Here is a 15388-nt window from a genome sequence, read left to right as displayed (position 1 = left end):
AATTATGTTGAACAGCAACTATTCCACCTCTATATCGTCTTAATCAGTATTGATATTTATTGGAATACTTATTTAAAAGTTGGCTCTATTGTATTCTGTATCTAAAAGAGTATTCAAAATTATGGAATATCCTGATACTTTTTTTAAGTAGTAGTGATTGAGGAGCCTATTCTTATGGTAATTCAAGGTTTCGGTTTAAGTACATATCTTGCAATTCCGGTAATATTAAGTCTTTTGGTTCCGGGAGACAATATAAAAGTATCTTTAGTAGAAAACGTCCGTCACCTATCCACAAACAAGGAAATGAATCTATCCAGCCAAGACAACCTAATCAGCCAGAATTCAACACCGAAAACATACTATGTCGGTGGTAGTGGAAACGACAATAATAGCGGACTCTCTACTTCATCAGCTTTTAGGACAATTCAAAAGGCAGCAGACCTTACCAACCCTGGCGATACAGTGTTGATTATGAACGGAGTATACACAAATACAGGCAAAGCTGGAAATGTAGTAAATATTAAACGTTCTGGAACTGCAAATGCATGGATTAAGTATAAAGCATATCCTGGGCATTTCCCAAAAATTCAGCACAATACATGGAATGGGATCACGATTTCAAATAAAGCTTCATATATCGAGATCAACGGGCTAGAGGTTATAGGAAACAATGCCAATATAACCCTTGATTATGCGATGAGTGAGAAGACTAACAAACTAAACCCACTGACGAATGGAAACTGTATCAACGTTGACGGACGAACCAATGGTCATGTTCATCACATCCGTATTTTGAACAACAAAGTGCATGACTGTGGAGGAGCAGGTATTTCAGCGATTCAAGCAGACTATGTGACAATAGATAAGAATGTGGTATTTAATAATGCCTGGTATGGTGTTTATGGTTCTAGTGGGATTTCAATGTTGAATAATTGGAATTCTGACAACAATCAGGGATACAAGATGTTTGTTACCAACAACAAGACCTACAACAATCGCATGTACATCCCTTGGATTGCAGTCGGAAAGATTACAGACGGTAATGGCATTATTATCGATAGTACAAGAAATCAAGATAACTCCAAATTGGGTGCATATAAAGGACGTACTTTAGTTCAAAACAATCTTGCATTTAATAATGGTGGATCAGGGATTCATGCATTTTTTAGCGATCATGTTGATATTGTAAATAACACAGCTGCTTTAAATAATCAGAGTCCAGAACTTAATGGTGGGCAAATATTTGCTCATACGTCATCTGATGTCAAAATTCTCAGGAACATTCTCTATGCTTTTCCTGGGAAAAATATTAATAATAACACTAAAAACAAAAACGTTGTTTATGACTATAATATCTATCTCAATAGTTCTAAGATAAGTGTTAAGGGGTCTCACGATATTGTTGCAGACTCAGAGTTTTTAAGTAAGCATCCCACTATCGAAAAAATATCTGACGATTGGAAATCACAGCCAGAGAAACAAAATCCGCCAACGCGGACTTCTATAGAGGCTAAGTCGGCAGGTTTTGTTTGCGAGTCGGTGAATTATCCTTTGCAAGACAAACCCATCAAAGTGGGATGCTCCCCGCTATCTTCAACTCAAACTGCTTTTTCTGATGTTTCATCTAACTATTGGGCGGCACAATTTATTCAACAATTGTCTCAGCAAGGTGTAATTGCCGGATTTCCTGATGGTAGCTTCCGCCCAGAAGAACCGGTGACACGCGCTCAATTTGCCGCGATGGTCAACAAAGCTTTCCAAAAAGCCCAACAACGGCCAGCAATCAATTTTGCTGATGTACCCAGCAACTATTGGGCATCCAGTGCGATTGGGCAAGCTTATACCATTGGTTTCTTATCTGGTTATCCTGGAAATCGCTTTGAACCTAATCAAGCTATTCCCCGCGAACAGGTTTTGGTTGCCCTCGCTAACGGTCTGAAATATAGTCCCAGTGGCAATACCGAAAGCACTCTGCAATACTTTAACGATGCCTCTAACATCGCTAGCTATGCCCGTAGCCCGATCGCAGCAGCAACCCAAAAGCAAATTGTAGTAAATTATCCGAATGTGAAGTTACTGAATCCAACTGCAACTGCTACTCGCGCCCAAGTAGCAGCTTTTATCTACCAAGCATTAGTTAGTTCTAATCAAGCCTCAGCAATTAACTCGCCTTATGTTGTGTTAAAACCTAGTAATTAACTCGCCATATACAGTAGTTGTTGGGTCTACTACTTCAACACCTGTATTAGTCACAATTAGAATCTGTTGACTTAGATAGTTATTTAATAGGCGATCGCTACCTTAACTAGAGTGTGCGATCGCCTTTACTTTTAACTATAAAATTGTTTATTTAACAGCAACTATTATATCTCTGTATCGTCTTACTGAGTATCTATATTTTTGAAAATTTGCTAATAGGTAATAGGGTAATTACATTACTTCTATTAGCTAGTTCGTTTAGCATAGATTTTTTAATTATGACTATATGACTAAAGTAATGGTTTTTACAAAAAGCAAAAAAATTAGGAACCTTGTACTTTAGTAAATGTCTAAATAATTAACAGAAAAAAAATAATTTACCGGAGTAAAAAATAATGTTTAACTTAAATCGTTGGCAATCTAGAACAGCTGCACTCATGGCTTTGAGCGTCACAGTCGGTACTGTAGCGCCTTTCATTACAGCTTCACCATCTTTAGCTCAAACAACTTTTTCTGATGTTTCATCTAACTATTGGGCAGCACAATTTATTCAACAATTATCTCAGCGAGGTGTAATCGCCGGATTTCCTGATGGTAGCTTCCGCCCTGAAGAACCGGTGACACGCGCTCAATTTGCCGCGATGGTCAATAAAGCTTTCCAAAAAGCGCAGCAACGGCAGCCAATCAATTTTGCTGATGTACCCAGCAACTATTGGGCATCCAGTGCAATTGGGCAAGCTTATACCATTGGTTTCTTATCTGGTTATCCGGGTAATCGCTTTGAGCCTAATCAAGCTATTCCCCGCGAACAGGTTTTAGTTTCCCTCGCTAACGGTCTGGCATATACTCCTAGCGGTAATACCGAAAGCACTCTGCAATACTTCAACGATGCCTCTAACATCGCTAGCTATGCCCGTAGCCCGATCGCAGCCGCAACCCAAAAGCAAATTGTGGTGAACTATCCGAATGTGAACTTCCTGAATCCAACTGCAACCGCCACTCGCGCCCAGGTAGCAGCTTTTATCTACCAAGCATTAGTTAGTTCTAATCAAGCCTCAGCAATTAACTCGCCTTATGTTGTGGCTGTCGGGTCTACTACTCCAACACCAGTATCAGTCACAATTCCTCAAGGGACTGCTATTCCTGTGAAGTATGACAAGGCAGAAAAAATTCTAGTTACAAAGGATGAAACATCGCCCTTGACATTGACAGTATCCCAAAACGTGGTGACACAAGACGGATCTGTAGTGATTCCGGCTGGTAGCCAAGTTGTTGGTCAACTCAAACCTGCTACAGGCGGTTCTCAATTCGTTGCCGAGAAATTAGTTTTGGGCAGTGGTCAAGAGTATCAGCTTAATGCTAGTTCTGAAGTGATTACCAAAACTGAAACCGTCAAGAAGGGTACTAGTGTTGGTTCAATTATCAAAAATACTGTATTAGGCGCAGGTGCAGCAACTGCAGTATCTGCTGTCACTGGCGATCGCGCCATTGCCACAGAAGAAGTCTTGGGTGGTGCTGGTATCGGTGCGTTGGTTGGTCTGTTCTTCGGTAAGAAAAGTGTTGACTTAATCGCCATTGACCCAAATACCGATTTGCAAATGACCATCAATCAAAACTTGTTGGTTTCACTTAAGTAGTCATTAGTACATCTAAAGCCGAATTGTAAGAATAGCGTAAATGCTGTATGCAGCACTTACGCTAGTTTTTTATCAAACTTAAAATATTTAGAAAATTGCTTAAACTAAATTTAAGTTAAGCAAATTTTTTACGCCGTTTTTTATTCATTTATGAGAGTAATAATAGCGCTTTAGAGGTGAGACAAGACTAATTTTATAGGTATTATTAAAAAAAATAATTTCAATGATTGGTACTTTCAGTAGACTAAAAAGTTTTGAAAATTGAGGAAAGAATAAGGATTTCAGGCGACTTTGTTGGAGTTCTCCATCACGACCATAAGCGTAGACACTACATTAGCTTGTTGTAGACATCGCTCTATTGTTTTTTATTCCATCTTTGAAAAAAGTCTAAGTCAAGCCGTTCGTAACCGTTCGATGTCTCGCATCGGTGGCGCACCGAACAGGCGTGAATATTCCCGGCTGAACTGTGAGGGACTTTCGTACCCAACCTCGTAGGCAGCAGAGGTTGCATCACAATCTTCCGTCAGCATCAGGCGACGGGCTTCTAACAGTCTTAACTGCTTTTGATATTGAAGTGGACTCATTGAGGTCACTTGCTTGAAGTGCTGATGAAACGACGAAGTAGACATTCTCACCTGCTTTGCTAAGTCCTCGACTCGCATCGGCTGAGTAAACTTAGACTTAATCCGTTTGATCGCTTCAGCAATTCGCTGCATACTGCTGCCAGAAGTAGCAATTTGGCGCACGGCTTCACTTTGTTCCCCTATCAGTAGACGGTAGTAGAGTTCCCGAATGATCATCGGTGCCAGCATAGGAATATCTTGGGGTGTATCTAAAAGCTTAATGAGGCGAAGGGCACAGTCCAGCAACGTGGGATCAGCGTTACTTACAAACAAGCCTCGGACAGAGTTCTCTTTCTTCGCTGAACTGAAATTCATTTGAGCAACCATCTCACAGAGTTGCATTGGGTCTAGGGTCAGCTTTAATCCTAAATACGGCTGATCAGTTGTCGCCTCAACAATACACCCACCGATGGGGAGATCAACTGAGACAACAAGACATTGCCCTGCCTCATATGGATACGTTTCCTCCCCCAACACTATGTTTTTCTTGCCTTGAACCAGAATAGCAACACGCGGTTCATAATCCTGGTAGATGATGGCAGAGGACGCATCCGAGCGCGAAAAGCTTAAGGGTGCGATCGCAGTTGGATAGATCAGGTTGCCACTAGATCCGGTGTGCCGCGCCACTAATGCCGCCAATGCTTGGCACTGATCTGCAACGAGATCAGAATTGAGGATTTCGACTGTCATAGTAAAACCTTAACTCACTCAACGCCCTACCCGATTATACACGTCTTCGAGTTCCATGTTGGAGAATTAGGCAAATATCAAAGAGCTTTAGGCATTGGAAACACTGGATCGAATTCGTAGGATGAAAGCATCTCAAGCAAGACCTTAAAGAGTCCAAAGAACAATAACGATTAAAAAATTTTTGGAGGAAATGACAATTCGTCCAAACAAACTTTCTCAGCAGTTTTACGCCTCCAAACCCCTCAATAACAATTCGAGTAATTAGCAGGAGAACCTATTTGTGCAAAACACTCCCCAACAAATGAAAGCAATAGCTGTTAACGAGTTCGGTCATGCTGACAAGCTGACTTTGCACACCTTACCCGTGCCCACAGTGGACGCGGGCGAAGTTTTGATTCGCATCGAGATCGCCGGAGTTGGCATCTGGGATGAAATGGAGCGTGAAGGTGATCTGGTATATAACGAAGTTCACTTTCCGCGTGTGCTGGGCGGCGAATGTGCAGGCACTATTGTTGCGATTGGCGATGGCGTTGAGCGTTTTGCTGTTGGCGATCGCGTTTACGCCCAGAGCTTCATGAACGACAAGGGCGGCAGCTATGCCCAGTACGTCGTCGTATCCGAGAAAACGGTCGCGCCGATGCCCGATGGTCTCGATATGCTGATGGCAGGCGGGCTACCCATTGCTGGTATAACAGCGCTAAACAATTTGCAGGCGCTGGGGATAGGCAGCGAAACCAAATTAATGCTGTGGGGCGCGAGTGGTGGCGTCGGTCACGTCGCGCTGCAACTGGCTAAACGTATGGGGGCACACGTGTTTGCGATCGCATCGGGTGCAGACGGCGTAGCGTTGGTTAAGCAATTGGGTGCTGATGAAGTGGTGGACGGACACAGCGACGACATTGCCCAACGTGCCCGCGCCTTTGCACCCGACGGCTTCGATGCGGCGCTGGTGCTGGTGGGCGGCTACACCGTTCAATCCACGCTGAGTTTGGTGCGTCAGGGCGGAATCATCGCCTTTCCTAATGGCGTGATGCCCGAACCCAAAGCGCCCGACGGGGTGGAACTCAAGAAGGCAAATGGCTTCGCCGACCCGATATTGTTAGACGAACTTAACCGATTGATCGGTATCGGTGAGTTTCAAGTTCACATCGCCCAGACGTTTACGCTGGAAGAGGCGGCACAAGCGCAGTATGCGATGAAACAGCACTATCTGGGCAAAATCGTGTTGCGCGTGAGCGGCGAATAAGCGCTGATTGAATTTCCGGCTTTTACAACAACTTTACTCTCAACAAACTCTGACATCATTCATTTTGACATCTTTGCAGGAAAAATACCTATGAATCTGACGGACAACACCATCCTGATCACTGGAGGCACAAGCGGCATCGGTCGTGCGCTTGCCGAGGCGTTCTATCAACGCGGGAATCAAGTCATCATCGCAGGTCGCCGTCAGCAACTCCTCGACGAAATCACCACCGCTCACTCCGGGATGCACGGGATTCAACTTGATGTCCAAGACCCGGCGGACATCGAAGCCTTTGCCTCCCGCATTCGAGAGCAGTTCCCTAAACTCAATATTCTGATCAATAATGCCGGAATTAGTAAGACGGAAGACCTCACCTCAGACTCGATCGATTTCTCCGTGATACAGTCTACGATTCAGACAAACATTGTCGGTGTGCTTCACCTCACGGCGTTACTCCTCCCGACTCTCAAACAGCAACCGCATTCAACGATCATCACCACGACCTCCGGCTTGGCTTTCCTTCCCATCAGTCCATACCCGACCTATTGCGCGAGCAAGGCTTTTCTGCACTCCTGGTTGCAGTCGCTCCGCGTTCAGCTCCGGGAAACCTCCGTGGAGGTTCTCGAACTTGTTCCACCCTATGTACAGACGGAGCTTGGCGGGGCAAGTCAGGCGACTGATCCTGCCGCAATGCCACTGGCTGACTATATTGCTGAAGTGATGCAGATTCTCAGCACTCCAAACCCGCCCCACGGCGAAATCCTGGTTGATCGTGCTAAAGCACTACGATTTGCCGAACGGAACGGTGACTATGAGCAAATATTCGCTAGCCGCAACGAACAATGACAAGCGATAAGAATCTATCGATCAGCAAGAGAGGGCTTTGATCGCACGCAGCGACATCAGGGACTTCCGACTAAAAAAATATCCTATCGCTGTGGAGGCAGGGGGGCAGGGAGCTCTTAGCTGGGGGAGAAAAATATTATCTGAGTAAATTGGATAATTTATTTTTTGGAAGTCCCTCAATGAGAAATGGATTCTCAAAATTGCTTTCGTTAAATCACTAAAAAATTCTTGGAGAAAATAGCAATATGTCTGAGCAAACGAACCTTGGCGGCACTTTTACGTTGCCGAACACTTCAATCACAGTGAAGCGCACAGGCTATGGTGCCATGCAACTCGCCGGTCCAAATGTATGGGGTGCGCCGCGAGATATGGATGCAGCCGTTGCTGTTTTGCGCGAAGCGATCGCACTTGGCATTAATCATATCGATACCAGCGACTTCTACGGACCTCACATCACGAATCAGATTATCCGAAAAGCACTGCATCCCTACCCGAAAGATTTGGTGATTGTCACCAAGGTCGGGGCGCGTCGTCCTGAAGATGGATCGTGGGTTCCCGCGATGTCGCAGCAGGAACTGACCGAAGCGATTCATGACAACCTGCGTAACCTCGGACTCGAGACAATCGATGTTGTTAATCTCCGACTGATGGGTGACGGTCATGGACTATCGGAGGGTTCTCTTACAGAGCCGCTGACGACCCTAGTCGAACTCAAAAAACAGGGGTTGATCCGTCACCTGGGTCTGAGCAACGTCACTCCTGAACAATTGGCAAAAGCGCAAACTATCACAGAAATTGTCTGCGTGCAGAATCAGTACAACGTAGCGCACCGGGAAGATGACGCTTTCATTGACGACCTCGCGAAGCAAGGAATTGCTTATGTGCCGTTCTTCCCACTGGGCGGGTTCAATCCGTTGCAATCGTCAGCGCTCGATGCTGTCGCAGCATCACTTGGAGCCACACCGATGCAGGTCGCCTTGGCATGGCTGCTTCAGAGATCGCCGAACATCCTGTTAATTCCCGGAACGTCATCCATTAGTCATCTGCACGAAAACATCAAAGCAGCAGATCTGCAACTTTCACTGCAAACGATCACAGATATCGACGCGATCGCTACAACTGCGGTTCAGTGAAAACATTATTGTCCAAGGCTAAGTCACTTCAGCGAAGAACTAATGAAGTCAATTAAGTTGCGGCTTGACTTAGCAGTGAAGGTTGTCATTGGTCATTAGTCATTTGTATTTCAAAGTCCAGATAACTAATTGACTTAGGACGGTCTAAGTGCAAAAATGTACAATCTAGACGCGCATCAGCTTACTAAAGAATCTGATTGATCGTTAAAGGTTAAAGGAAAATGGGATAACCCGTTCTCAATAGACTAATTCTCAACTTCCGGCAACCAAATAATAAACGTAGTTCCCGGCGCATCGGGTGAAGTTAGCTTAGAGTTGATTGCAGGGCTGAAAACCTCGATTTCGCCCTGCATTTGCTCTATTAATTGTTTAGCGATCGCTAACCCCAAACCTGTGCCAGGGATTTCTGTTTGCGCTTGTACACCCCGATAATGCCGTTCTCCAAGATGTTGTAAATCCTGGGGTGGAATGCCAGGCCCGTTATCACTAATGATTATTCCTTGAAAATTAGCTTTTTCTTGCCCAGCCTGAATCAAAATTTTGCCGCCAGTGGGAGTATATTTCAAAGCATTATCGATGATGTTGGTTAACACCTCTCGTAATGCTTTGACATTGGCACGTACTAGAGATGAATTTTCTTGAATTTCAGTTATTAGTTTTAGCTTTCGCTCTTGGGCGATCGCTTTGGCTGATATTAATAATGGTTCTAATATATCTGCTAGGGAGCAGTCAACTGCTTTATCTCGCGTTCCCGGTAATAATAGCGGCGGTTTAGCGGATTTTTGGATAGTTGCTTCTACAAATACTCCTTCTTCCGGTAGATGTAGTGGTGCTAAATCTGCCTCTGTCAAGTCAATTACTTGTTCAAATTGTTGCAGTAATTCTTTAAGGCGATCGCTTTCTCTGACAATACTATTTGCCACATCTCGGTTAGCGTCTGCTGGTCGTAGTCGCTTCAATAGCAGTTTGCCAAAAGTCCGCAACGCCGTTAATGGGTTACGAAACTGATGCAACAGGTTATCCAACAAATCCCGCTGTTTTTCTTGGAGTATTTGTTGTTCATGTAACTGCTGCTCAAACCATGCTCGTCGCTGATCTAAAATACAAGCGATCGCTAATGTTTGGGCTATCCGTTGAATCTGACTTTGCTCGTGTTCATTCCATGCCCGGTCTTTCCTGCGTGTCACCAGTAACCCCATCATCACACCCTCATAAATCAGAGGTAAAACAATTTGGTTACTACTAAGTAGGTATTCCTCTTTAAGATCGGGTTGAGACGCATCTGGTATTTCAGACTCACGTGACGAAGTTGAAGATTCTGAACCTGCTGTCAATAACCTTCCCTGATGATTGGGTAATATAAACGCATTTCCAACTTGAAGCTGCTTGTATGCCGTCGCTTCGATAGTTTCCTCCCCTGGTGGCAATAATGCTGTTTCCGGGTAAATCACCACAGGAATCAGTTTGGCATCGCCGGAAGGAGTATCTACCAATTCTTGTGTTAGGTATACAATACTCAAAGTTGCTCCCAGCCCTTGGGTTAGTAGCGCTATTTGCTCTCGACACAGAGCAAGAAAATCGGAACTGGCAGACATTAACATTTTTTAGCTTTTGCTCAAGATTATAGATTTTGAGGCATGATGTAAGAGAGGATACTTAAATTTTTACCTCACTCATTTAATAAAGCTTAACTAAAATTTTCTTAGAGATGGTTTGTACTAGGAGATTATATTCTTAGGTAATTTTGTTTTCTCTATGTTTCAAATATATTAACTTTCTTATATTAAAAGGTTAAAAACTATTGATATTCTGAACTAGAACCTATATAATGACGACGTATTTTGTAGCTATCACTACAATCTATAAGCTTGAAAGAGGAGGACAATAGATTGGCAAGGAGACGCAAAAGGAAGAGTCGTCGTCGTCAGGAAGGACGGCGCATTTTGGAGCACGTGCCTCAATATAGCATCGAAAGTGGCGAAGAAAAGCCTGTGACAGCAGCGAGAAGATTCATTCAAGCTGAAGGGATTTTGCCACCGGCGTTGCTACTTGTAAAGCGAAATGAACACACTACAGATCGTTATTTCTGGGCAGAAAAGGGACTGTTTGGTGCTCAATACGTAGAGGAAAACCATTTCTTGTTTCCTAGTTTGAGGGTGTTAGAACCTTCACCAGGTCAAGAACCTCTTGCTTTAGCTAGTCGGTGAACCATAGATGGTCATCTTGGGCATTGAATGTGGCTCCTGACTATTATTAACTGGCAAAATTGCTAAGTTTATGCAAAATTTAATTTTTTTTTAGTTTGTAGCTGATTTGCCAGTAAATCTAGTCCAGGTAGTTGGAAAGTTAACTTGTCTCAAACCACGCTAGATTGCATGGGTTGATACTACTTTGATGATGCAGAAGGAAGTGGGTATAGAGCCAAGCGCGTCTAAAAGGAAGAGTAAAGTTGCGCTCTTATGCCGTAAATGGTTAAGTAAGCTCTGTCAATGAATTTAAGTTAATGAATTTAAATTTTTCCCCACGATTTAGGTCGTGGGGAAAACTGGCAAAGCAGCAGTCTTGATTTTCTCCTGACTACTTTCCATTGCCTAAAGAGTAGGTTAGGTCAGAAGTCTGCATATCATAGTTAAGAGATGGTCGTAAGAATCAACAATTATTTCCCAGGCTTGAGCTGTAGAGTCCTCTGTAACTCACTGAGTTCATCTCGATGGGCAACTACAGTGATCTTACTTGAGGAGGTTTGTTCGCTCTGAGTTGTTTCTACTTTGAGCGACACCTTCTCAAGTCTTCCAGATTTTTTCCAATAAAATAGACCACTTAAAGGCGACAGCAGTACCATCGCCAGAACAAGGGTACTGAGGCTAGGAAAAAGCAGGGATGCGACCAAAGATAGACAAACAATCCCAGTAGCTGTCAGTAAAGTTAGAAATATAGCTAAGAACCAGCTGGGGCGAATATTACCTTCAAAAGTTACCTGATTTTGTTCTCGGTCTACCACTGCCACTTGGTAAGACCGCGATCGAAAATACTCTTTTAATTGAGACATTAAAACAGCTTCATCTTGCTCAGATACTAGTTGGGCCATTTCTGTACGGTCTTTAGTCGAGGCACGAATAAAGAAAAACAGCCCAACCGATAACAACAAGGTTAGCAGGAACGTAGATGGCAGAATAGCAGTATCCATAACTAATTGTTAGTGTTTGACTGGAGGAGACTTATTCATTATCAATTATTCGTTACTTTTTCCTCCCGTTGATGTAGTCAAGCCATTGAAAAGCTAAATCCTGAGCTTGAACTTGCCATTCGGGAGAAACTTGGTACATCCGCCTGGGGCGTCCCCGTCCTTCGAGTTTCTTCCAATATCCAGTGATTGCCCTTTGGTCTTCTAGAAATTTGATTGCACTGTAAAGTACGGTATCTGAAAGCCGATAGACGGGATACTCAGTTTCTAATTGCTCGATCAACTCGGTTCCGTAGGATTCACCTTGTAATAAAACAGACAGTATGTAACAAACTGCTAGTTCCTGACAAAGGTAAGTTGGCGGAGGATTCTCAAAAAATTGATATATATCCTCAAGTTTCATGGTTAGTGAATGGCTAAAAAAAGGCCTTAGGGTAAAGTCTACAATCCTTGTAGCCAGTATACAGTGCTACTACTACATGAGTAATACATATAAAGCTACTTAGACTAGATATCCATTGCGTAAACATCAAACAATTACCCACGCCTGTGAAGTTGTGGGGCGAGTTTGCGAGTTTTAGGAGTACAAAATAATGTACTCCCACTCAAGCTCGATACAGTGTGGTGAGGAGCAAATAGACAGTGAGGAAGTCACTATCTTGGTGTTAAGTGATGCCGAGCTAGTTAGAACTGCTTAAGCAATAAAATGCCATCGAAGAAATTTTACAGGTAAAATGCTATTTTGTCTGTAAAACTTAATAAACACTTTGTTTTACAGTGATTTTCCCAATGCAAATTCTAAAATCTTAAGCTAAAGGATATATCTGGGATTGATCTGCTACGTCGGTATACACACTTAAGCAGTAACCATTTCTGATTTCCTCGATCGCAGAATTTCTTGTCTTATTTGGCAAGTGTGATAGTAAATTTATCAAAGAAGGCTCTAAAGACTAGGAAAAGAACTCTTCGTGTCCCCTCGTCTTCGCGTCCCTTAATCAAGCACCCAGCACATTGGCGATCGCTATGTCACAAACTCCCGATGCCCCATCATCTTCCTCAACTCTTAGGGCAATTGCCCAAACTTTTCGCCTTACAGGTTGGATTAGCTTCTGGATTCAGCTAGTACTAGGCGTTGTTTCTAGCATAATTGTGCTGCTGTTCGCCATCTTTAATCAAAGAACTGGCAGTTCTAGTAATAATCCTGGAACTGGCTTTGGCGTATTTTTAGCAATTTGTGGACTGGTTGTTTTAGCTGGGGGTATTTATTTAGCTTACCGTTACACAAGGATTGGCAAGCAATTGGAATCCTCCAATCCCAGCAATCGGCCTCGGAAAAGCGAAACTGTGCAAGTATTACGCTTAGGGGTGTGGGTGAATTTAGGAGGAACCCTAGTGACTCTTTTGGGGGCGCAAGCGATCGTTGGAACACTGGTAGCAAGATCCATTTCTCCCCAAGCTATAACTACCCAATTTTTTGACCCTACCCGAATTATTAGCGGTCTAGATATGCTTGTAGTACAGGCAAACACTAACACCGTCTCAGCCCACTTTGCAGGGCTTATTGCGTCACTTTGGTTGCTCAATCGGATTAACCGACCCTAATATTATCAGTGCTGAGTTTTCCAAAGTCTAAAGAAGTTAATCAGAATTTTTCCGAAACGGACAAAACTGGGTGTGAAGACAACTACATAATCCTTGAAAAACATCTTACTAGTACAGCACTGCGTAATTCAAATCAATGGAACGCTTGCGGTATAGGAATTACAAATTACGTTAGCGAGTCAGGAGAGCGGCACGCTGTGCGTAACAAGATCCCTGTAAAGCTGCGAACGTAATTAGGAATTTTGCCAAGCTGTAGTAGTAGGTGATGCCAAAACTAGCACAGGGATAATATGTACCTTTTTTAGAAGTCTGACACCATGAAAAATCAATTTGACACCATGAGAAATCAACCAGCACAGAAATTTAATCAAGACGTATGGAGATTTGGCGTACAGGTTTTCTTTAGTAGCATCGTGTTGGGGCTGTGCATTTTCAAGCTTGGCTCGCCAGCAGAGGACGACAAGAATATTGCGCTTTACTGGGGTGGTTTATCAGGTGTGCTTGCATACTGGTTACCTTCACCTGGACAAACTAGAGACGATAAGGAACCACCGAATATCACTCAAAGGACGTTTGCAGCCGTTGATAACAATAATGGTAATGATCAGAGTCTTGCTCAGGTTTCTGAAACGACAGTGACTCAAAATACGAATTCATGATTAGTTTAATGCATTATATAGTTTCTTAGCCCTGGCAGTGATGCTAGGGTAAAATCTTGCTCAGAGATTGAGACTGATTTTTCTAATAAACTTTGTTTTTGCAGTTACAGCCAAGCAAAATTACTATATGCTAAATGCTTATATGTTAACTGTATTGACAGGAAGATTTTAGGCTAAAAACTGAGAAAAATCTGTGCTGGATATTAAGCAAATACGGGAAAATCCGCAATTAGTTCAAGAACGATTGAATAGTCGTAGTGGTAAATACGACATCGAACCGATATTACTGTTAGATCGGCAACAACGGGAACTTGAAGGGACGCGTAGTCAACTTCAAGCCCGGAGCAACGAAATTGGTAAAATTGTTGGCCAGAAGATTAAATCTGGGATCAATCCTCAAGATCCAGAAATTCAAGCTTTGCGGGATGAAGGTAACTCTCTCAAAGCGACGTTGAGTCAACTCGAACCCCAAGAAAAAGACCTCAAAGCTGAAATTGCTCAACTTGTGTTGGCGCTTCCCAACTTGCCAAGCGACTCTACACCCTTTGGTAAGAATGAGGAAGATAACGTAGAGGTGCGGCGTTGGGGTGATGAGTACATTCCCCAAAACCCGAATATTCTTCCTCACTGGGAAATTGGCGAAAAGCTGGGTATTCTCAATGTTGAACGAGCTGTAAAAGTTGCCCAAAGTCGCTTTGTGACGCTGATGGGCGCTGGTGCGGCATTGGAGAGGGCATTAATTCAATTTATGTTGACTCTCCATACTCAAGCTGGATATGTAGAAGTCAGTCCGCCGCTGTTAGTGAATACTGAGTCTTTGACAGCAACCGGTCAGTTACCCAAGTTTGCGGAAGAAAGCTTTAAATGCGCTGATGATGACTTATGGCTGATTCCTACAGCAGAAGTTCCACTTACCAACCTCTATCGGGGTGAAATTCTCGCTGCTGAAGACTTACCTATTTACCACTGCGCTTTTACTCCCTGTTTTCGCCGTGAAGCTGGTAGTTATGGGCGCGATATGCGGGGATTAATTCGCCTCCATCAATTTAACAAGGTGGAAATGGTGAAGTTTGTCGAACCCAGTACGTCTTTTGATGAACTGGAGAAACTGGTGGAGAATGCAGAAGCAATTTTACAGGGGTTGCAGTTGCCTTACCGAGTAGTAAATTTAAGTACTGGGGATTTGGGAGTTGCCTCTACCAAAACTTATGATTTAGAGGTTTGGTTGCCCTCTTCTGGCAAATACCGCGAAATTTCTAGTTGTTCCAATACTATAGATTTCCAGGCACGACGGGCTGATATTCGCTTCAAAGAGGCGGGGAAGAAAGGTACTCAGTTTGTACACACTCTAAATGGTTCGGGTTTGGCAGTGGGAAGGACGATGGCAGCAATTTTGGAGAATTATCAACAACCTGATGGGACGGTGAAGATACCAGAAGTGTTGCAACCTTACTTGGGACGTGAAGTTTTGTAATTTGTTCTTAGTCTTTTACCCATGCCCCATGCCCCATGCCCAATGCCCAATGCCCAATTAGAATGGAGATAACTATAGCTTAATATCTTCACTAA

The 15388-nt window shown here is 43.4% G+C and carries 12 protein-coding genes and 2 pseudogenes; 10 read left to right on the top strand and 4 right to left on the bottom strand.

The window, feature by feature from the left end; all coding sequences use genetic code 11:
* Positions 1-174 precede the first annotated feature (174 nt).
* The 3 genes and pseudogenes from V7K60_RS35090 to V7K60_RS03880 all read left to right on the top strand — a co-directional run.
* Positions 175-1185, top strand: a pseudogene (locus V7K60_RS35090) (right-handed parallel beta-helix repeat-containing protein); the annotation flags it as partial.
* 366 nt (positions 1186-1551) lie between these two features.
* Positions 1552-2181, top strand: a pseudogene (locus V7K60_RS03885) (S-layer homology domain-containing protein); the annotation flags it as partial.
* Between the two features lie 413 nt (positions 2182-2594).
* Positions 2595-3836, top strand: coding sequence for an S-layer homology domain-containing protein (locus tag V7K60_RS03880; RefSeq protein WP_334923079.1), 1242 nt, complete (start codon positions 2595-2597; stop codon positions 3834-3836).
* Positions 3837-4228: 392 nt separating this feature from the next.
* On the opposite strand, the gene V7K60_RS03875 is transcribed toward V7K60_RS03880, so the two are convergent.
* Positions 4229-5086, bottom strand: a complete 858-nt coding sequence (locus V7K60_RS03875; RefSeq protein WP_334923078.1) for an AraC family transcriptional regulator — start codon at positions 5084-5086, stop codon at positions 4229-4231.
* 343 nt (positions 5087-5429) lie between these two features.
* Here V7K60_RS03875 and V7K60_RS03870 point away from each other — a divergent pair, with 343 nt between their 5' ends.
* From V7K60_RS03870 to V7K60_RS03860, 3 genes are all read left to right on the top strand, one after another.
* Positions 5430-6395, top strand: coding sequence for a quinone oxidoreductase family protein (locus tag V7K60_RS03870; protein WP_334923077.1), 966 nt, complete (start codon positions 5430-5432; stop codon positions 6393-6395).
* 90 nt (positions 6396-6485) lie between these two features.
* Entirely contained in the window at positions 6486-7241 is a 756-nt protein-coding gene (locus V7K60_RS03865; RefSeq protein ID WP_334923076.1) for an SDR family oxidoreductase, read from the top strand.
* Positions 7242-7486: 245 nt separating this feature from the next.
* Positions 7487-8374, top strand: coding sequence for an aldo/keto reductase family oxidoreductase (locus V7K60_RS03860; RefSeq protein WP_334923075.1), 888 nt, complete (start codon positions 7487-7489; stop codon positions 8372-8374).
* Positions 8375-8619: 245 nt separating this feature from the next.
* Here the strand turns inward: V7K60_RS03860 and V7K60_RS03855 are convergent, their stop codons facing one another.
* The gene (locus tag V7K60_RS03855) at positions 8620-9975 is read right to left on the bottom strand and encodes a GAF domain-containing sensor histidine kinase (protein WP_334923073.1); all 1356 of its coding nucleotides are present in this window, start codon (positions 9973-9975) and stop codon (positions 8620-8622) included.
* A gap of 288 nt (positions 9976-10263) precedes the next feature.
* Between V7K60_RS03855 and V7K60_RS03850 the strand changes: the two genes are divergently transcribed.
* Complete coding sequence (locus V7K60_RS03850; protein WP_041566316.1) at positions 10264-10581, top strand: DUF3155 domain-containing protein; 318 nt, start codon at positions 10264-10266, stop codon at positions 10579-10581.
* A 449-nt stretch (positions 10582-11030) separates the two neighbouring features.
* Here V7K60_RS03850 and V7K60_RS03845 read toward each other — a convergent pair whose 3' ends face one another.
* Both V7K60_RS03845 and V7K60_RS03840 read right to left on the bottom strand, forming a co-directional pair.
* Complete coding sequence (locus tag V7K60_RS03845) at positions 11031-11561, bottom strand: cofactor assembly of complex C subunit B (RefSeq protein ID WP_334923071.1); 531 nt, start codon at positions 11559-11561, stop codon at positions 11031-11033.
* A 52-nt stretch (positions 11562-11613) separates the two neighbouring features.
* A complete protein-coding gene (locus tag V7K60_RS03840; protein ID WP_334719820.1) occupies positions 11614-11961 on the bottom strand; it encodes a PadR family transcriptional regulator in 348 nt (115 codons plus the stop codon).
* Between the two features lie 620 nt (positions 11962-12581).
* Here V7K60_RS03840 and V7K60_RS03835 point away from each other — a divergent pair.
* From V7K60_RS03835 to serS, 3 genes are all read left to right on the top strand, one after another.
* A complete protein-coding gene (locus V7K60_RS03835) occupies positions 12582-13160 on the top strand; it encodes a DUF3611 family protein (RefSeq protein WP_334923069.1) in 579 nt (192 codons plus the stop codon).
* 317 nt (positions 13161-13477) lie between these two features.
* A complete protein-coding gene (locus V7K60_RS03830) occupies positions 13478-13819 on the top strand; it encodes a hypothetical protein (RefSeq protein WP_292869300.1) in 342 nt (113 codons plus the stop codon).
* 193 nt (positions 13820-14012) lie between these two features.
* Complete coding sequence (gene serS / locus V7K60_RS03825) at positions 14013-15293, top strand: serine--tRNA ligase (protein WP_334923064.1); 1281 nt, start codon at positions 14013-14015, stop codon at positions 15291-15293.
* Positions 15294-15388: the final 95 nt, after the last annotated feature.

Source organism: Nostoc sp. (assembly GCF_036917555.1).
Lineage (GTDB): Bacteria > Cyanobacteriota > Cyanobacteriia > Cyanobacteriales > Nostocaceae > Nostoc.
Note: the sequence above shows the minus strand (reverse complement) of the source record. Positions and strands in the feature narration are given on the sequence as shown.

What these genes read in the sequence shown, in the direction of transcription:
- V7K60_RS03880 (WP_334923079.1), top strand. Translation starts at nt 2,595, where the DNA reads ATGTTTAACTTAAATCGTTGGCAATCTAGAACAGCTGCACTCATGGCT.
- V7K60_RS03865 (WP_334923076.1), top strand. Translation starts at nt 6,486, where the DNA reads ATGAATCTGACGGACAACACCATCCTGATCACTGGAGGCACAAGCGGC.
- V7K60_RS03860 (WP_334923075.1), top strand. Translation starts at nt 7,487, where the DNA reads ATGTCTGAGCAAACGAACCTTGGCGGCACTTTTACGTTGCCGAACACT.
- V7K60_RS03855 (WP_334923073.1), bottom strand. Translation starts at nt 9,975, where the DNA reads ATGTTAATGTCTGCCAGTTCCGATTTTCTTGCTCTGTGTCGAGAGCAA.
- V7K60_RS03845 (WP_334923071.1), bottom strand. Translation starts at nt 11,561, where the DNA reads ATGGATACTGCTATTCTGCCATCTACGTTCCTGCTAACCTTGTTGTTA.
- V7K60_RS03840 (WP_334719820.1), bottom strand. Translation starts at nt 11,961, where the DNA reads ATGAAACTTGAGGATATATATCAATTTTTTGAGAATCCTCCGCCAACT.
- V7K60_RS03835 (WP_334923069.1), top strand. Translation starts at nt 12,582, where the DNA reads ATGTCACAAACTCCCGATGCCCCATCATCTTCCTCAACTCTTAGGGCA.
- V7K60_RS03830 (WP_292869300.1), top strand. Translation starts at nt 13,478, where the DNA reads ATGAAAAATCAATTTGACACCATGAGAAATCAACCAGCACAGAAATTT.